Source organism: Archangium lipolyticum (genome assembly GCF_024623785.1).
Taxonomy (GTDB): Bacteria; Myxococcota; Myxococcia; order Myxococcales; family Myxococcaceae; genus Archangium; species Archangium lipolyticum.
In genome coordinates this window covers 46,451-64,231 of the sequence record NZ_JANKBZ010000011.1, presented here as the reverse complement: position 1 = coordinate 64,231, position 17,781 = coordinate 46,451, and the positions used below count along the sequence as shown (strand labels likewise).

Annotated in this window: 14 protein-coding genes and 2 pseudogenes; 13 read left to right on the top strand and 3 right to left on the bottom strand. The window is 68.8% G+C overall.

All coding sequences use genetic code 11. From position 1 onward, the window contains the following. Position 1: 1 nt before the first annotated feature. Complete coding sequence (locus NR810_RS23635) at positions 2 to 1,621, bottom strand: alkaline phosphatase family protein (protein ID WP_257455589.1); 1,620 nt, start codon at positions 1,619 to 1,621, stop codon at positions 2 to 4. Positions 1,622 to 1,716: 95 nt separating this feature from the next. On the opposite strand from NR810_RS23635, the gene NR810_RS23630 reads away from it, so the two are divergent. From NR810_RS23630 to NR810_RS23615, 4 genes are all read left to right on the top strand, one after another. Next, positions 1,717 to 2,118 carry an acyl-CoA thioesterase gene (locus NR810_RS23630; protein ID WP_204227686.1) on the top strand — a complete coding sequence of 134 codons (402 nt, stop codon included), beginning with the start codon at positions 1,717 to 1,719 and terminating at the stop codon, positions 2,116 to 2,118. A 40-nt stretch (positions 2,119 to 2,158) separates the two neighbouring features. After that, on the top strand, positions 2,159 to 3,124 hold the full coding sequence (glpX, locus tag NR810_RS23625) for a class II fructose-bisphosphatase (protein WP_257455586.1): 966 nt from the start codon (positions 2,159 to 2,161) through the stop codon (positions 3,122 to 3,124). 27 nt (positions 3,125 to 3,151) lie between these two features. Further along, positions 3,152 to 3,577 carry a type II toxin-antitoxin system RatA family toxin gene (locus NR810_RS23620; protein ID WP_257455584.1) on the top strand — a complete coding sequence of 142 codons (426 nt, stop codon included), beginning with the start codon at positions 3,152 to 3,154 and terminating at the stop codon, positions 3,575 to 3,577. 393 nt (positions 3,578 to 3,970) lie between these two features. After that, on the top strand, positions 3,971 to 4,150 hold the full coding sequence (locus NR810_RS23615) for a hypothetical protein (protein WP_257455583.1): 180 nt from the start codon (positions 3,971 to 3,973) through the stop codon (positions 4,148 to 4,150). Between the two features lie 94 nt (positions 4,151 to 4,244). Here the strand turns inward: NR810_RS23615 and NR810_RS23610 are convergent, their stop codons facing one another. Further along, a complete protein-coding gene (locus NR810_RS23610; RefSeq protein ID WP_257455582.1) occupies positions 4,245 to 5,312 on the bottom strand; it encodes an ADP-ribosylglycohydrolase family protein in 1,068 nt (355 codons plus the stop codon). 97 nt (positions 5,313 to 5,409) lie between these two features. On the opposite strand from NR810_RS23610, the gene eno reads away from it, so the two are divergent. The 5 genes from eno (at position 5,410) to NR810_RS23585 (ending at position 11,695) form a co-directional block, all read left to right on the top strand. Next, on the top strand, positions 5,410 to 6,705 hold the full coding sequence (gene eno, locus NR810_RS23605; RefSeq protein ID WP_257455580.1) for a phosphopyruvate hydratase: 1,296 nt from the start codon (positions 5,410 to 5,412) through the stop codon (positions 6,703 to 6,705). 21 nt (positions 6,706 to 6,726) lie between these two features. Next, a complete protein-coding gene (surE, locus tag NR810_RS23600; RefSeq protein ID WP_257455578.1) occupies positions 6,727 to 7,521 on the top strand; it encodes a 5'/3'-nucleotidase SurE in 795 nt (264 codons plus the stop codon). A 2-nt stretch (positions 7,522 to 7,523) separates the two neighbouring features. Further along, positions 7,524 to 8,426: a peptidoglycan DD-metalloendopeptidase family protein gene (locus tag NR810_RS23595; RefSeq protein ID WP_306818464.1), complete on the top strand. Its 903-nt coding sequence runs from the start codon at positions 7,524 to 7,526 to the stop codon at positions 8,424 to 8,426. 1,074 nt (positions 8,427 to 9,500) lie between these two features. Further along, positions 9,501 to 10,541: a hypothetical protein gene (locus tag NR810_RS23590; RefSeq protein WP_257455577.1), complete on the top strand. Its 1,041-nt coding sequence runs from the start codon at positions 9,501 to 9,503 to the stop codon at positions 10,539 to 10,541. Positions 10,542 to 10,558: 17 nt separating this feature from the next. Further along, entirely contained in the window at positions 10,559 to 11,695 is a 1,137-nt protein-coding gene (locus NR810_RS23585; protein ID WP_257455576.1) for a tetratricopeptide repeat protein, read from the top strand. Positions 11,696 to 11,742: 47 nt separating this feature from the next. Here NR810_RS23585 and lexA read toward each other — a convergent pair whose 3' ends face one another. Next, positions 11,743 to 12,405, bottom strand: a complete 663-nt coding sequence (gene lexA, locus NR810_RS23580) for a transcriptional repressor LexA (RefSeq protein WP_204227695.1) — start codon at positions 12,403 to 12,405, stop codon at positions 11,743 to 11,745. A 251-nt stretch (positions 12,406 to 12,656) separates the two neighbouring features. Here lexA and NR810_RS23575 point away from each other — a divergent pair. The 4 genes and pseudogenes from NR810_RS23575 to NR810_RS23570 all read left to right on the top strand — a co-directional run. Further along, positions 12,657 to 14,927, top strand: a pseudogene (locus NR810_RS23575) (response regulator); the annotation flags it as partial. Further along, positions 14,904 to 15,344 (top strand): annotated as a pseudogene (locus NR810_RS52855) (response regulator); the annotation flags it as partial. The pseudogenes NR810_RS23575 and NR810_RS52855, both read left to right, overlap by 24 nt. 57 nt (positions 15,345 to 15,401) lie before the next feature. Next, positions 15,402 to 15,920 (top strand): diguanylate cyclase domain-containing protein, encoded by a 519-nt coding sequence (locus NR810_RS52850; protein WP_407653828.1) that lies wholly within the window; start codon positions 15,402 to 15,404, stop codon positions 15,918 to 15,920. After that, positions 15,917 to 17,755 (top strand): sensor histidine kinase, encoded by a 1,839-nt coding sequence (locus tag NR810_RS23570; protein WP_257455570.1) that lies wholly within the window; start codon positions 15,917 to 15,919, stop codon positions 17,753 to 17,755. Before NR810_RS52850 ends, NR810_RS23570 begins: the two co-directional genes overlap by 4 nt. Positions 17,756 to 17,781: the final 26 nt, after the last annotated feature.

Genomic DNA, 17,781 nt, shown 5'->3' with positions numbered 1-17,781 from the left:
CTCAGCGGCTGGGGGCGCCGAGGGCCTCGTAACGGGGTTCGCCCTCGGCGGAAGCCGGGATGTTCATCTCCAGCAACGCCGCCACGGTGGGCGCCACGTCCGTGGTGCTGATCTCCCGCGGGTACGTGCCCGGCTTCACCCCCCTGCCCGCCAGGATGAGGGGCACCAGCTGGTCGTACGCGTACGGCGTCCCGTGGTTGGTGCCCACGGTGTCCGCGCTGATGACGTGGAAGGGCTTCACCACGAAGAGCACGTCGCCGCTGCGCCCCGCGTAGTAGCCACGCCGCAGGGGCTCCATCAGCCCCGCCACGTCCGGCGCCGTGTACAGGTCGTCCCTCGCCACCGCCAGGGAGATGGACGGCTGCTTCGCCAGCCAGGCCGCCGCGGCCCGGCGCACCGCCGCCCCGTCCACCTTGCCTCCTTCCAGCGTCTTGCCCCCCAGGTACGCGTCCAGCTCCTCGATGGTGGCGGTGACGTCCCCGCCGAACTGCGCCCGCAGCGCCTCGGTCAGCCCCTTGGAGAGGGCCTTCGGGTCCACCCGTTCCGCTCCCACTCCCTGGGCCGCCCAGTGCTCGGGCACCGCCGCGCCACCGTGGTCGGCCGAGAGCACCACGAGGAGATTGGCCCGGCCTCCCGCCGCCTTCTCGGCCAGGGCCACCAGGTCACCCACCGCCTTGTCCAGCCGGTACATCGTGTCCTGCATCTCCCACGAGTGGGGGCCGTACTGGTGGAAGACGCGATCCGTGGCGCTGAAGCTCACCGCGAGCAGGTCCGGCACCTCGTCCTTGCCCAGCCCCTCGCCCTCGATGGCGGCCCGGGCGGCCTTCACCACCAGGTCCAACGACAGGGGAGAGATGGCGAAGGCGGTGTACGACTGGGGTCCGGGCGAGGGGAGGCCCCCGTTGAGCGGGTGGGGGAAGGCGCGCCCCAGCCCGTAGTACTCGCCCTCGTAGGGCCGATCATCCTCACCCACGTACTCGGTGCGCGGCAGCAGCGGCTCCCAGGCCTTGCCGAAGGTGGCTTCGGGCGGGTTGGCCGCGTTGAAGGCCTTGAGCCAGCCGGGCAGCTCCTTGGTGTACCAGGTGCCCGTGACGAACTTCCCCACCGTCTCGTCGTACCAGTAGGCTTGTCCGAGCCTGCCGGCCAGGGGGATCGCCGAGCGCGCCTTGCCCGCGAACGCGAGGGCCTTGCCCTGCTCCTGGGTGTTCAGCCGCAGCCTGTCCGCGAGCGTCTCCGCCATGAGGTTGGCCGGGCTCACGTCTTCCACGGAGAGGGGCGCCTCCAGCACCGGATGCGCGGCGTCCGGGAAGACGCGCTCGGGCTTGCCCGTGGCCCGGTCGATGATCCGGTTGTCCACGATTCCGTGGCGCCAGGGGTTGGCGCCGGTGGCCAGCGTGGCGTGGCCCGGCGCGGTACGCGGCTTGGCGTACTGGTAGCGCGCATACGGATAGAAGGCGCCCGAGTCGATGAGCTGCCGCAGTCCGCCCTTGAGGCGCGGCTTCGTGCGCAGCAACAGGTCCGAGCCCATCGCGTCCACGGTGATGAAGAGCGTCAGCCGGGGCGGCTTCGCCAGGGCGGGGAGGGCGGTGAGCAGCAGCAGCAGGGTCAAGGCGCGGAGCATGGGCGCGATCCTCTACGCCTCGTGCTCAGAAGCAACCAACTCCCTCGCGCCATGCTTTCCGGTCGGACACTCCCCTGTTACGGTCCGCGCGACCCATGGTCGAGGCACGACTTCGAGTGATCTACGGCGACACGGACCAGATGGGTGTCGTGTATTACGCCAATTATTTCCGCTACTTCGAGTTCGCCCGGAGCGAGTACTTCCGTTCGCGCGGGGGCAGCTACCGCGAGCTGGAGCGCGAGGGACTGATGCTGCCCGTGGTGGAGGCGACCGCTTCCTACAAGTCGCCCGCCCGCTACGAGGACGTGCTGCTCGTGCGCACCCGCGTGAGCGAGCTCAAACGGGTGTCGCTTACTTTTTCCTACGAGATCTTCCGCGAGGGAGGCTCGGACACCCCCCTGTGCACGGGGCGCACCGTGCATGCCTGCGTGAGCCGCGAAGGCCGGCCCACCCGTCTGCCAGAAGCGGTCGTCCGCCTGTTGCACGAAGCGCCCTGAGTTCCCACTTCTTCACTTCGTTCCAAGGAGATACCCGACAATGGATCGCAACCTGGCAATGGAGGCCGTGCGCGTCACCGAGATGGCGGCCATCGCCTCCGCCCGGCTCATGGGCCGCGGCAACAAGAACGAGTCGGATCAGGCCGCCGTGGATGCCATGCGCAAGGCCTTCGACGCGCTGCAGATCAACGGCACGGTGGTCATCGGCGAGGGCGAGCGTGACGAAGCCCCCATGCTCTACATCGGCGAGAAGGTGGGCCGGCGCAACCCCGAGGACCCCGAGGTGGACATCGCGTTGGATCCCCTCGAGGGCACCAACCTGTGCGCCTACGGCCGCCCGGGCAGCATCGCCGTGGTCGCCATGGCCGAGAAGGGCAAGCTGCTCAACGCTCCGGACACCTACATGGAGAAGATCGCCGTGGGCCCCCGCGCCCGGGGCGCCATCGACCTGCGTCGCTCTCCCACCGAGAACCTCCACGCCGTCGCGGAGAAGATGAAGGTCTACGTGTCGGATCTCACGGTCATCATCCTCGACCGCGAGCGGCACGCGGACCTCATCAAGGAGGTGCGGGCCGCGGGCGCGCGCATCCGCCTCATCGATGACGGGGACGTGGCCGGCGGCATTGCCACCTGCTTCGAGGACACCGGCGTGGACGTGCTGATGGGCATCGGCGGCGCCCCCGAGGGCGTCATCTCCGCCGCGGCCATCCGCTCGGTGGGCGGCGACATGCAGGGCCGCCTGGTGCCGCGCAACAACGAGGAGATCGAGCGCGCCAGGCGCATGGGCATCTCCGACATCTCGAAGATCTACACGGCCGAGGAGCTGGCCGGCGGCGAGGTGATGTTCGCCGCCTCCGGCGTCACCAGCGGCGACTTCCTGCGCGGCGTGCGCTTCTTCGGCAACGGCTGCGAGACGCACTCGGTGGTCATGCGCAGCAAGACCGGCACGGTGCGTTTCATCCAATCCCGGCACAAGTTCGACAAGAAGCCCGGCTATAACTTCTAGCCAACACCCACCCAGGAGACTCGCACCATGGCTGGCGCCACCCGCACCATCGTCATCAACGCCCCTCCGGAGAAGGTCTTCGACGTCATCTCCGGCTTCGATCGCTACGGGGAGTTCCTTCCCGAGGTGAAGAAGGTCTGGACCTCGGAGCGCAAGGGCACCGAGGTGAAGGTCCACTACGAGGTCAACGTGGTGAAGACGATCCGCTACACCCTGCTCTTCAAGGAGGAGCGGCCCACCCGGGTGTCCTGGACCTTCGTCGAAGGTGAGGTGATGAAGGACAACAAGGGCAGCTGGGTGCTCGAGCCCGACGGCGAGGGCCGCACCAAAGCCACCTACACGGTGGAGATGGCCCTGGGGCCCCTGGTGCCCAAGGCCATCATCAACGGCCTGGTGGATCAGTCGCTGCCCAAGATGCTGGACGCCTTCAAGCGCCGGGCCGAAGGGGCCTGAGCTCCACGGCGCACCGCGTCGTCATGCCGCGCCCCCCGGCGGACCGGGGGGCAGGCGGGAGACCGAGCCAGAGTCTGTCCTACCCGTCACTGTGGATGTGCCGGAGGCTCCATCCAGTTGGACCGCTTGCGGGGAACTGTGGCTCGATTACAATCCAGTCAACGTTCTCGGCGTCTGGTGGTTCGAGGCCATTTGATTTACTGGACATTTCCGCCAGGTCCAGCTGTCGGGTGGCGGACGGGCAAGCATGCGGGGGTGCTGGCACGTACTCATCAGTAACCGAGGCCCTTACTTTGCATCTTGGGTACTCAGATGCAGACGGGGCCGCGGGAAACCAGGAGCGGGATGGCGGGCGTACATCGGGGTACGTAGGCTGACGGAGAAACCGAACCCATGCTCGACGCCTTCATCATCGAGGAAATCAAGCGCCGGGAAAGGAACCGGGAGGAGCGGGAGCGCCCCGCGCTCGAGATCCCGCTTCCGGTGCCAGAGGAGCGCCCCCGGCGCCGGACGGACGCGGACGACGACGAGAAGCCCCAGCGGGGAGTCATCATCATCGATCTCCAAGGCTGAGTGGCCGCATCGCCTCCGAGGCCCGCGGTGGACGTCCCGGTGACGCGGGACGGTGCCACGCGGGCCTTGCCATGTCCGCTGTTCCGGCGAGCCCTCACTCCGGCGCGAGCAGCAGCAGGTGCCGGGGGTGGTAGAGGGTCCACAGGGGCCCGGAGCCCCACGGGCCCAGCGCCTCCAGCACACCCTGCCGCCACTGGGACGGAATGGCCTCCTCGCCGTGGAAGGCGCCCAGGAGCGCTCCGGCGACGGCCCCGTTCACATCCGCGTCCCCGCCCCGGTTGATGACGTCCACCACACCGGCCTCGAAGTTGGGCGCATGCAGCAACTCCCAGTAGGCCAGCCGGAAGGCCACCCGCACCTGGTCCGGCTTCAGGTACAGGTGCAGGTCCGGCCCGTAGAGTTGGGGATCGTCCCGCTGCGCCGCGGCCAGGTCCTCCCTGAGCGCGGCCGTGGCGCGCGACACCTCCTGGACGTAGTCGGCCGCCGAGCGGCCCAGGGATGCGCTGGCCACGGACAGCCCGCTGATGGCGGCCGTGATGAGATCCTCCGCCTTCAGCCTCTCGCCCGCGCCGAGGGCGTGCGCGATGGAGCCGTTGAGCGCGGCGCAGGCCAGCTGGCAGCACGGGTCGAAGTGCGTGAGCGCGGAGTCCGCGAGCGAGGCCTGCACCCTCGCCTGGGTGTCCTTGTGGAAGAAGACACCGATGGGCGCGGTGCGCGCGAGGCTGCCGTTGCCCGCCACGCGCCGGAAGCCGCGCAGCCACACGCGCCGCGCGGCCGTGCTCTTGGGCAGGCCCGACTCGAGGATTTCGGTCATCACCTCGCGCGTGGACTCGCTCATCCCGGCGGCATGCCCCTGCCAGGCGAGGTAACGGCGCAGCATGTCATCCGCGTCGTAGGCCTTGAGCTCCCGCAGACCGGCGCCCAGACAGCTGGCCTGCTGCCCGCTCTCGCCCACCTGGCCTCGCCGCAGCTCGAAGGGGCCGCCCCCCTTGAGCTCGCGGAAGGGTCCGTCCGTGAGCTGGGGGAAGAGTGGGGCGGAGAGGCGCCGTGTCTTCAATGTGACGCCGAGCGCATCTCCGACGGCGAGGCCCAGGAGCGCGCCTCGGCCGCGCAGGCGCGGGTACGGGTCGGAGACGGGGGCGGCGGGTCGGCGCGGAGGCATGGGACGAAGGGGAGGGGCTTCGAGGGGCCGACAGTGTAGCAGTCCTCCTGTCGAGCAAGCTTGCTAGGGGCGGGGGTGTCTTCTAGAACCCCGCGCCATGACCGAGATCGCTCAAATCGTGGCGCGTGAAGTGCTCGACTCCCGCGGTAACCCCACCGTGGAGGCCGAGGTGTTCCTGGCGGGCGGGGCGAAGGGCCGTGCGGCGGTGCCGTCCGGGGCCTCCACCGGCGAGCACGAGGCCCTGGAGCTGCGGGACGGGGAGAAGAACCGCTACCTGGGCAAGGGTGTGCGCAAGGCCGTCTCCAACATCATGGAGACGATCGCCCCCGAGCTGGTGGGCATGGATGCCGCGGACCAGTACGCGGTGGACATGCAGATGCTGGAGATGGACGGCACGCCGACCAAGAGCAAGCTGGGCGCCAACGCCATCCTGGCGGTGTCCATGGCCACGGCGCGCGCGGCGGCGGATGCCTTCGGCATTCCCTTCTACCGCTACGTGGGCGGCGCGCAGGCGCGCACCCTGCCGGTGCCGCTGATGAACATCCTCAACGGTGGCGCCCATGCCGACACCCGCGTGGACGTGCAGGAGTTCATGGTGGTGCCCGCGGGCGCCCCCTCGTTCTCCGAGGGCCTGCGCTGGGGCGCCGAGGTGTTCCACGCGCTGAAGAAGATCCTCAAGGGCCGCAAGCTGGCCACCGGCGTGGGCGACGAGGGCGGCTATGCCCCGGACCTGCCGGCCAACGAGGAGGCGCTCAAGCTCATCATGGAGGCCATCTCCGCGGCGGGCTTCAAGGCCGGCGAGCAGATGTTCCTGGCCATGGACGTGGCCGCCAGCGAGTTCTTCGACAAGGCGAGCAAGAAGTACCGCCTCAAGGGCGAGGGCAAGGAGTTCGACGCGGCCGGCATGCTGGACTACTACCAGCAGCTCGTGTCTCGCTACCCCATCGTCTCCATCGAGGACGGCATGGCCGAGGACGACTGGGAGGGCTGGAAGCGCCTCACGGACGTGCTGGGCAACAAGATCCAGCTGGTGGGTGACGATCTCTTCGTCACCAACGTGGAGCGCCTGGGCCGCGGCATCCAGGGCGGCGTGGCCAACTCCATCCTGGTGAAGGTGAACCAGATCGGCAGCCTCACGGAGACCTTCGACGCGGTGCGCATGGCCCACAAGGCCGGCTACACCTCGGTGATGAGCCACCGCTCGGGCGAGACCGAGGACACCACCATCGCGGACCTGGCCGTGGCGCTCGATTGCGGACAGATCAAGACGGGCTCGGCGTCGCGCTCGGATCGCATCGCCAAGTACAACCAGCTGCTGCGCATCGAGCAGGAGCTGGGCGCGGGCGCGCGCTACGCGGGCATGCGCTCCATCAAGGGTCTGCAGGCGAAGTAGGAAAGGGAAACGGAGAGAGCCGTGGCCGACAAGAAACCCCGCATCCTGGTATCCAACGACGACGGCTACTTCTCCGAGGGCCTGCGCAACCTGGTGGAAGCGGTGACCCCGCTGGGGGAGGTGTGGGTGGTGGCGCCGGACCGCGAGCAGAGCGCGGCCTCGCACGCCATCTCCCTGCACCGCCCCCTGCGCATCACCGAGGTGCGTGAGCGCTGGTTCTCCGTGGACGGTACCCCGGCGGACAGCGCTTATCTGGCGATCAATCACCTCATGAAGGATGATCGCCCGCGGATCATGGTGTCCGGCATCAACCACGGGGCCAACCTGGCCGACGACGTCAACTACTCGGGCACGGTCGCCGCCGCCCGCGAGGCCGCTTTGCTGGGCATTCCGTCCATTGCCTTCAGCCTGGTGTCTCGCGCGCCGTTCGACTTCCAGCACGCGGCGCGGTTCGCCCGGTCGCTGGTGGCCGCGGCGCTCGCCCAGCCTCAGCTCCCGCCCAGGATGCTGCTCAGCGTCAACGTTCCCCGGGGCGAGCCCACGGGGTACGCCATCACGCGGCTGGGCCGGCACTCGTACGGGTACGACGTCGTGGAGAAGGAGGATCCGCGCGGCCGCAAGTACTACTGGATCGGTGGCAACGCCTACGAGCACGAGGACGTGCCCGGCAGTGACTGCAACGCGGTGCACCTGGAGCGACGCATCTCGGTGACGCCGCTCAACTTCGAGCTCACCGACACGCGAGCCATGACGGAGCTGGCGGGTTGGAACCTCGAGGGCTTCCCACGCTCCGACGTGGGCAGGGGAGGCGACTGAGGTTGGCGGTGGCGGGCGCCACGTGGGCGCGGCCAGCGCTGTTGGCGCTGCTCGTGCTCCTCGGCACCACCGGCTGCTCGCTGGGGCCGAGGTCCGTCACCCCTCCACCTCCCGCCCCCGTCTCCGAGCGGTCCCCGTTGATCCTCGGAGAGCTGCGCGAGCCCCACCCGGAGCCGGAGCTCGTCTACACCTCCGTCTCCGTCCCCGTCCGGCACACGGTGGCCCCCGGCGAGACGATGTACCGGATCGCCAGGAACTACGGCATCACCGTGGAGCAGCTGTCCGCGGCCAACGGGATCAAGGACCCTCGCACCTTGTCCGCGGGTCAGGAGCTGGTCATTCCCGGTATCGAGAAGCTGGTGCCGGTGGCCACCGAGTCCTCTCCCACTCCGGAGCCGCGCGGGGGGAGCGAGCGCCCGGTGCCGGGGAAGAAGCCTCCCGTGGTCGTGACGGCTCCGGCGTCGCGTGCGGATCCCCGGCCCGTGTCCCGGCCCGCGCCAGCCCGCCCGGTGCCGGAGACGAAGGGGATGCTGGACTGGCCCCTGAGAGGGGTGCTGTACGCCCGTTTCGGGAAGAAGGGGCGCGAGCCGCACGATGGGATCGATCTCGCGGTGCCCGCGGGCACGCCGGTGAAGACGGCCCAGGAGGGCGAGGTGCTGTACGCGGGTGAGCAGCGCGGCTACGGGCTCATCGTCATCATCCAGCACTCGGATCGCCTCATCACGCTCTACGCGCACAACCGCGACCTGCGCGTGAAGAGCGGCCAGAAGGTGCGGCGCGGTCAGGTCGTCGCCACCGTCGGCGAGTCCGGCAAGACGAGTGGTCCACAGTTGCACTTCGAGGTACGCGTCGACGGCAAACCCGTGGATCCGCTCGATTACCTGGGGCCACTGCCGTCGTCGTAGAATGCGGGGCCCCCCTTGTGTGAGGACGGCAGTCGGGCTGAGTGGACATGTGATGAATCCTCCGAGGAGTCCGAGGAGGATTGCGGTTGGAGATGTCCTTGAAGTCGCGGGTGTTGATCGGCGCCGTCGCTGGTCTGCTCCTGCTGCTTCCGCTGGCACTCCTCTCGAGTATCCGCCTGTACTCGCAAGGCTGGACCCGAGCGGCTGATGGGGTGGAGTTCAGTCCGGTGCTCTCTCCGGAAGAACGCGTCGGGTTGAGTACCTTCGAGCGGCGCTGCGGGAAGCGCGAGGACTGCGAGCCCCCCCTGGAATGCCTGGCCTTCTTCACGGGCTTCGAGAGCTACTGCCTCGACAGTGACTGTCTGACGGACCGGCAATGCAAGGAGGGCTTCACCTGTCGGGCCCTGAAGCCACTAGGAGGAGGCGCTCTGGTTCGCCGCTGCACCCCGGCAGGTTCTCTCGAGGAGGGCGAGCCCTGCATGGCCAGTTCTCGAGAGAAGTCGGTGGTCTGTGCGCGAGGACTGATCTGCAACGGTTACTGCGGTCGCCCGTGCCAGATGGACGAACCCGAGAGCTGCCCGGAAGGTTTCTTCTGCGCCAGGGGCAAGAACGGGACATCCTGCCTCCCCACCTGCGAGGGGAGGGCGTGTCCGGAAGGAAAGCAGTGTGTTCGCTATGACTCGGGCATGTCCGTATGCGCCCACATTCGCGGCGAGAACTGCCAGGACGCGCTGTGTCCTCGAGGCCAGCGATGCAACAAGAGCTACTCTCCCAACCACAAGGACTGGGTCTCCATGGAGTGCGTCACCCCTTGTGGCGGGGAGAATCCTTCCTGCCCTGATGGATTCTTCTGCCATCGCGATGAATGCCGTCGGCCGTGTGAGCCCGATGCGGCGGACGTGTGTGGCCCTCGCGAGCGGTGTTCCTTCGATCCGGTGCGAAGAGCCGGGTTCTGCCAACTGAGGTTTCAGTAATTCGTGAGCCCGGCCGCGGACCGGGCGAGCGGCTTTCCCGTCCCTCGCGACGGCTATCTCCGATCCATGGCTGGCCGTCTGGTACTAGAGTGTCGGCCCCGTGAGTCGCTTCCTGCCGCTCCTCCTCGCCCTCTCGCTCGCCCCGGCCGCCCGGGCGCAGTCGTCTTCCGAGGCCCCGGCGGGTGTAACGCCCGCGGCGGAGGCACCCGCTCCGCTGATCGTCGTCGCCATCCTCCCCCTGCAGGCCAATGAGGACGCCCGCGACGAGGCCCCCGGCCTCACCGCGCTCCTCGTGAGCCGGCTCTCCGAGTCTCCCCGCCTCGCGGTGTCCTCCGCGTCGGATCGGGAGGCCGTGCGCGCCGTTGGCACCTGCGCGACGAGCCCGTGTCCGGAAGCCACTCCCGGCACTCCCGGCTCCAGCAAGGCACGCTACGTCATCACCGGCCGGATTGATGGTTTCGGTTCCCGCTTCCTCCTCACCACCAGCCTCGTGGACTCGGAGAGCGGGCGCGCGCTGAGCCGGCCTCGCATCGAGGTGTCCGCCAGGGATGCCTTGCCCCGCGCCGCCGTGTCTGTCGCGGATCAGCTCCTCGCCACGCTCGTTCCTGATTCCTCGGAGTGGCCCGGCTCGATGGCCGAGTCCGTCTCGCAGGTCCCCGGGATGGGCTCGTTCCTCGTCGGCCTGCGGTTCAACAACAGCCTCATCTCCGACTTCTCCACCTTCAACCCCGGCGGCGACGTGGAGATCGGCTTCCAGTTCCATCCCGAGTGGATCGTCTTCGGCCAGGTGGGCTTCTCCTACGTGCGTTCCGAGCAGGAGGGCCTCAAGGGCGGCCTCAACGTCCTCCCCAGCGTGCTGGGCCTGCGCCACTACCACAACGTCGAGAGCTCCTTCCGCCCGTACTGGGGCTTCGGCCTCGGCATCCAGCTCTCCTTCGGTGAGTACGGCATCTTCAAACAGACCGGGCCGCTCCCCACCGTCATCGGCTTCGCTGGCTTCGAGTACCTCATCGCCGGCCACCTCGGCTTCCAGCTCGAGGCGTCCACCAACGTCGCCCAGGCCGCCCTCGGTCTCACCGATGGCGGTCTCGGCAGTGGTCTCAACCTCGACATCAACGCCGGCATCGCCTGGCACTTCTGAGCCCGGAGTCTCCGCATATGAACCCGCGCTGGCGCGTCCTGCCCCTCCTCGCCCTCCTCGCCGCCGGTTGTGAGGACCGTCCCTCTCCCCCCGGCCCCAAGGAACAGGCCGAGGGCTATTACATCAAGGGCACCTCCGAGTACCTCCAGGGTCAGTTCGACGCGGCCATCCTCTCCTTCAACACCATGAAGGAGCTCTCCCCGGAGGATCCCCGCCTGCCCGCCGCCTACGGCGAGGTCTACCTCTCCATGGGCCGCTTCAACGACGCCGCCGCCCAGTTCGAGCTCGCCCTGAAGCGCGACCCCAAGCGCTCCACCAACTGGAGCCGCATGGGCTTCATCCACGCCCAGCTCGGCCGGCTCGACGAGGCCGAGAGTGCCCTGCGCAAGGCCCTCGCTCTCTACCCTCGCGACTTCAACGCCCTGGAGCAGCTCGCGGAGATCCACCTCAAGCGCGGTGACAAGGATGCCGCCGTGAGGCACTTCGCCCTCGCCGCCGAGCACTGCCCCGAGGGCAGCAAGTCCTCCCTCGTGCTGCGCGCCGTCGAGGTGCTCACCCAGGATGGGCGTCACGCCGAGGCCCTCGCGGTCCTCGGGGACTGGGTCGGCAAGGGCGTGCGCTCTCCCGAGCTGCTCTCCGCGCTCGGCGATGAGCAGGTCCGCGCCGGCCAGCTCGTCCCCGCCGCGGCCTCCTACCGCGAGGCCGCCAGCAACTCGCCCAAGGATCCCACCTTGTGGGAGCTCGTCGGGGAGATCTACACGAAGCTCGACAAGCCCGCCGATGCCCTCGCCGCCTACCGCGAGTCCCTCCGCGTGAAGGACCGCGCCATCGTCCACGTGGCCATCGCGCGTCTTCACCTGGCTCGCAACGAGCGCCAGGCCGCCGAGGAGGAGCTGGGCAAGGCTCTCGAGGCCGTCTCCGGCTCCGATGTACGTGAGCTCACCGAGCTGTCCGGCCTGCTCTCCACGTTCGGCCGGAAGGAGGACGCGCTGCGCATCCTCGTCAACCTCAGCGCCGAGCCGGATCACTCCAAGGATTTGGAGCTGCAGCTTCGCACCGCGAGTCTTGCTCGCGAGCTCAAGGATGAGGGCACCGTTCGCACGGTGTGTGACCGCATCGCGAACAGCGGGGTGAAGCTCAAGAAGTGCCCTTGAGAGGTAGGGGCCACCCCTCTCCCAGAGGGAGAGGGGGTTTTGTCTCCTCAGATCTTCCCGCCGGGGAGCTTGCGGTACACCCCCACCACCTGGCCCAGGATCATCGTCGAGCGGAACTCCGCCTTGCTCACGTAGATGGGCTGCATCGTGGCGTTCGCCGGCTGGAACCGGATGCGCTCTCCCTCCGGGTAGTAGCGTTTCACCGTCGCCTCGTCCTCGATCAGCGCCACCACGATGTCTCCGGCCTGCGCCTGCGGCGTCTTGCGCACGAAGAGGTAGTCCCCGTCGAAGATGCCGTCGTCGATCATCGAGTTGCCCTTGACCCGGAGGGCGAACACCTCGCGCCCCTGGCCTCCCAGCAGGAAGCTGTCGATGCGGACCGAGTCCTCCACGTTCTCCTGAGCAAGCAGGGGAGCGCCCGCCGCTACCTTGCCCAGCAGCGGCACCTCCACCATCCCCGATTCCTTCCTCACCCCCAGTCCCAGCAGCAGCCTCGCCCGCTTGGTCGGTACCAGCGAACGGCTCTGCTGCTCGCCCCGGTTCAGGTACCCCTTGCGCTCGAGTGCCTTGAGGTGATCGTTCACCCCGTTGGTCGAGCGGATATCCATCTCCTCGCCAATCTCCCGGATCGTCGGAGGGAAGCCCCGCGACTCCGTCTCCTTGACGATGAAGGCCAGGATTTCCCGCTGGCGTTCCGTCAGCTCTTCCATGCCTCGCTCCCTCGTCTGGTGGGCAACCCACCGGCGCAACAGGCTTTCAGTACCGTCATGCTCCCTGAACATACGTATAGAGTCAATTCGTTCAAGGATGAGCACGCACAATCCGTGTGGGTCCACCGTTGTCCAACAGACCCTGGGGTCTCCCCCCGTCTGCGCGTAGAATTCCGGACATCTTGTCCGAGCACCGACACACCCTCTTGTTGGTCGACGACGAACCCGACGTCATCGACCTCCTCGTCCGCATGTTCCAGCGGCGCTACCACGTGCTCTCGGCCGGCTCCGGCCCGGAGGCACTGGCGCTGCTGCGGCAACACCCGGTGGATGTGCTGATCACTGATCAACGCATGCCAGAGATGACGGGCATCGAGCTGGTCACCGCCGCTCGTGCCGAGGGGATCGACGTCACCGCGCTGCTGCTCACCGGGTACACGGACCCCGAGGACATCATCGCCGCCATCAACCGCGGCCAGGTGTACCGCTACATCACCAAGCCGTGGGACCTGAACGACCTGCTCATCACCGTGAAGAACGCGGTGGAGTACACGCAGCTGCGCCGGGACAAGGAGCGGCTGTTGCGCCAGCTGCACCAGCGCGTGGAAGCGCTCGGCGTCCTCTACGAGGTGAGCCGGGCCAGCGCCGGCGAGCCGCTCGGCTATGACGCCATCATCGATCGCGTCCTCACCGCCGTGTCGCGCGTGCTGCCCTATGACTGTGGCGCGGCCCTCATCGCCGTGGGGTGGGATCGCACCGCCACCCTGCGCCTGCGCTGCCAGGGCACCGTCGTTGGGGAAAAGGCGCTGCTGGGCGTGAAGGAGTCCATGCTGGCCTCGTGGGGCCAGCGCTCGGGGCTGGTGCTGCCCGAGGACCGGGTCATCACCCACGTCACCGGTACCACCACCCAGGACGCCTCCGCCCCGGCCACCTGGGCCAGTCAGCTCACCGTCGCCCTCACCGCCGGGGGCCGCCCCGTGGGCGTGTTGTCCCTCTTCTCCCAGCGCCCCCACGTCTACTCCGAGGAGGACGGCGCGCTGCTCGACACGCTCGCCAACCAGACCGCGGACGCCATCCAGTCCCTGCGCACCTCCGAGGAGGCCTCGCGCCAGCGCATGGAGCGCATGGTCGAGTCCATGGCCGACGGCGTCATCCTCACCGACGAGAAGAACGAGATCGTCGTGCTCAACCCCGTCGCGCGCCGCCTGCTGGCGCTCGGCGAGGGCCCCGCTCCGGATGCCGGCAAGCGGCTGAGCGAGATGCTCGGGTTCGATCCCTTCGAGCTGGTGCGCGGCTGGGAGTACGGCGGCGCCCAGGTGTTGCGCGAGGAGCTCAAGCTCGACGAGCGCACCATCCACACCACCGTCACTCCGGTGAACGACGCGCGCGGGGTGCTGCGCGGCGTGTGCGTGGTGCTGCGCGACGTCACCGAGCAGAAGCAGCTCGAGGAGCGCAAGGACGAGTTCGTCCACATGGTGAGCCACGAGCTGCGCACGCCCCTCACCTCCATCTCCGGCTCGTTGGACCTGGTGCTCAACTTCCTGTCCAGCGACATGAACGAGAAGCAGCGCCGCTACCTCATGCTGGCGCGCGACTCGACGGAGAAGCTCAACGCCATCGTGGACGACCTGCTGGACCTGGCCAAATTCGCCAAGGGCCGGCTGCGGATGAACTTCGAGTGGGCCTACGTGGACGACCTGGTGCGCCGCGCGGTGGAGAAGTATGGCCCCGCCTTCATGGAGAGGCGCGTCAAGGTGTCCGCCGGCCTGCCGCAGCACGGGCTGAGGATGCTGGCGGACCCCAACCGCCTCACCCAGGTGCTCAACAACCTGCTCACCAACGCCGCCAAGTTCACCCCCGAGCATGGCGAGGTGCGGCTGGAGCTCAGGGCCACCTCGGCGGTGCCCGGCTACGTGGCGCTCACGTGCTGGAACAGCGGCGAGCCCATCTCCGAGGAGAACCTGGAGCGCATCTTCGACCGCTTCGAGCAGGCGCGCACCAAGGCCAACCGCACCGTGCGGGGCACGGGGCTGGGCCTGGCCATCTGCCGCAACATCGTGGAGGCCCACGCCGGCCACATCTGGTGCGAGCCCTGCCAGGACGGGGTGCGCTTCGTGGTGGTGCTCCCCGTGGAGCCTCCCGCCGAGTACCTGCGGCCGGATGGGCTGGACTTCAACCAGAAGCGCAAGCCCGAGCGCCGGGGAGGGCTGCTGCTCGTCGAGTCCGAGCCGGACATCGGCTACATCACCAAGGCCCTGCTGCGCGCCCGCGGCTACGAGGTCCGTCTGGTCACCAGCTCCGAGGAGGGGCTCACCCAGGCGCGCGCCCTCCGTCCGGATGCCCTGCTGGTGGATGCCCGGATGCCCATCATCGACGGCCTGCGGCTGGCGGAGATCCTCCGGCATGATCCGGACACGCGCCAGTCGCCGCTGCTCCTCTTCTCCGCCTTCGACGAGCGCCAGCGCGCCTTCCGCGCCGGGGCGGATGCCTTCCTGTCCATGCCCCTGCAGGGGGATCGGCTGCTGGCCACGGTGGACTCGCTGGTGCGCGGGCGCACCGGCCAGCACCACGGGCGCGTGCTGGTGGTGGACGACGACGAGAAGGTGGTCGCCATCTGCCGCGAGGTGCTGGTGAGCCTCGGCTACGAGGTGCAGGTGGCCTCCACCCTCGAGGAGGCGCACCGCTCCCTGCGCGAGCGCCGCCCGGACGTGTTGCTGCTCGACGTGCAGCTCCCCGATGGAGATGGCTACCACTTCCTCGAGGAGCTCAAGTCCGAGCGCGCCAGCGGCCACATCTCCGTCATCTTCATCTCCGCCCGCACCGAGACGGGCGCCAAGGTGCGCGCCCTCAAGCTCGGCGCCGACGACTACCTCACCAAGCCCTTCGACGCGCTGGAGCTGGGCGCTCGCGTGGAGACCGTCCTGCGCCGCAAGGAGCAGGAGCTGGGCGCTTCCCCCACCACGCAGCTCCCCGGCTCGGGCGCCATCGAGCGAGAGGTGCAGCGCCGGCTCGCCGACCGCCAGCCCTTCGCCTTCTGCTACCTCGATCTGGACAACCTCAAGGCCTACAACGACTACTACGGCTTCGCGAAGGCCGACGGCGTCATCCGCCAGACGGGAGATCTGCTGCGCGAGGTGTTCGGCCAGGAGGGTCTGCCCGGCGACTTCCTGGGACACGTGGCGGGCGACGACTTCGTCTTCGTCACCTCTCCCGAGAGCGTGGATCGCATCTGCCAGCGCGCCATCGAGTCCTTCGATGGCATCATCCCGCTCTACTACGACAAGCAGGATCGGGAGCGCGGCTACATCGAGACGGATGATCGCTACGGGGAGAAGCGCAAGTTCCCCATCATGAGCGTGTCCGTGGTGGCGGTGCTGAGCGATGGCCTGACCCCGGATCATGCCGAGCTGGCCCGGCGGGCCGCGGACATGAAGAAGCGCGCCAAGGCCATCCAGGGCTCCGTCTACCTGCGCAGCGATCGTGAGCTGGCGATGAGCCGGACGGCCGCTGGATGAAGCTCTACCAGCAGCTCGTCCTCTTCATGTTCGCCGCCACGGTGTTGCCCCTGGCGGCGATGGGCTTCCTGCTGCTGTCTCGCGCGGAGTCGGAGCTGGCCGGGCGCATCGTCTCCGAGCAGCGCATCATCGCCGTCACCACCGCCGAGAGCGTGTCCGCGGAGCTGGTGAAGACGGTGGAGGTCATCGCCCGCTCGGCGGAGGCCATCCCCTGGGAGCACGCCACCCCCGAGGAGTTCCGCGGCGCCCTGTCGCTCCTCTATGAGCAGTCGCCCTCCGTCAGCGCGGTGCTGCACCTGGACTCGGAGGGCTTTCCCCAGGGGCCTCCCATCTTCCGGGCCGCCGGGGAGAGCGAGCACCCGGGCTTCGAGCTCTCCGGTGCTCCGGCGCTCGCCCAGGCGGTGCCGGTGCAGTCGCTGCGCCGTGGCAACAAGGGACAGGCCGCCCTGGGCCGCGTCTACGCGCACGCCCCCAGCGGGCGCGCGGCGGTGGCGGTGGCGGTGAAGCTGGGCGATGGGGAGGCGGCGCCCTACGCCATCCTCGAGATCGTCCTCTCGGATCTGGAGGAGATGCTGGTGCGGCATGCCGGGGACTCGCCGGGCTACATCGACCTGGTGGATGCCTCCTCCTCGCGCATCCTCGCCAGCTCCCTGCCGGAGCGGCGCCTGCGGCCGTTGGACTCCACGCTGGCCACCTGGCTCTCCTCGGGCGGCGAGCAGGTGCGCGGCTTCCGCATGGGCGAGCCCGTTCAGCGGGTGAGCACCGCGCGGGTTCCCCGGGTCCCCGGCTTCGACGTGGTGGTGGCGGTGGACGAGGCCGTCGCCCTGGCGCCGGTGCGCACCATGCGCCGCACGGTGTTGCTGTCCATCTTCGCCGCCTTCGGGGTGCTGCTCGCCCTGGGTGGGCTCTACACCCGCCGGGTCAACCGCCGCCTGTCCGAGGTGGTGGCCGGCGTCGACGCCTTCGGCCGGGGCGAGCTGGACCGCCGGGTCCGGCTGGAGGGCGATGACGAGCTCACCGACCTGGCCTACGCCTTCAACCGCATGGGTGGAGAGCTGGAGGCCGCCCGCGCGAAGCTGATGCGCTGGAACGACGACCTCAAGGCCCGGGTGGACGAGGCCACCGCCGAGCTGCGCGACGCCCAGGTCCAGCTGCTCGAGGCCCAGAAGCTCGCGGCGGTGGGCCAGCTCGGCGCCGGCGTGGCCCATGAGATCAACAACCCCCTGGCCGGCATCCTCGGCAACGTCCAGCTGATGTTGCTCGAACGTGACGAGAAGGATCCCGACTTCGACTCACTGCGGAAGATCGAGCTGAGCGCCAAGCGCTGCAGGGAGATCACCCAGAACCTGCTGCGCTTCTCCCAGCAGCGGGCCCGGCCCGAGCTGCGCTCGGTGGATCTCAACGCCGTCGTCCGCGACGCGCTCTCACTCACGGAGAATCAGATTCGCGGAGAGGGAATCTCCCTGCTCACCGACCTGATCTCCCCACCGGTGCGGGTGAAGGGGGACCCGGGGCACCTGTCCCAGGTGGTGCTGGCGATGCTGTCCAACGCGCGCACCGCGATGATGAAGAGCGAGACGAAGCGGCTCGTGTTGCGCACCGGCGAGCGGGACGGGCGCGGCTTCCTCGAGGTGGAGGACACGGGCAAGGGCATCGCCCCCGAGCACCGCTCGCGCATCTTCGAGCCCTTCTTCACCACCAAGGACGTCTGGACCAACGTGGGCCTGGGCCTGTCGGTGGCCTGGCGGGTGATCAGCGAGGCGGGCGGCACCATCGAGGTGCGCACGGAAGTGGGGCAGGGCACCTGCTTCACCGTGTGGTTGCCGAAGGTGTGAGTCCCGGCATGTGTCTGAGGTAGTTT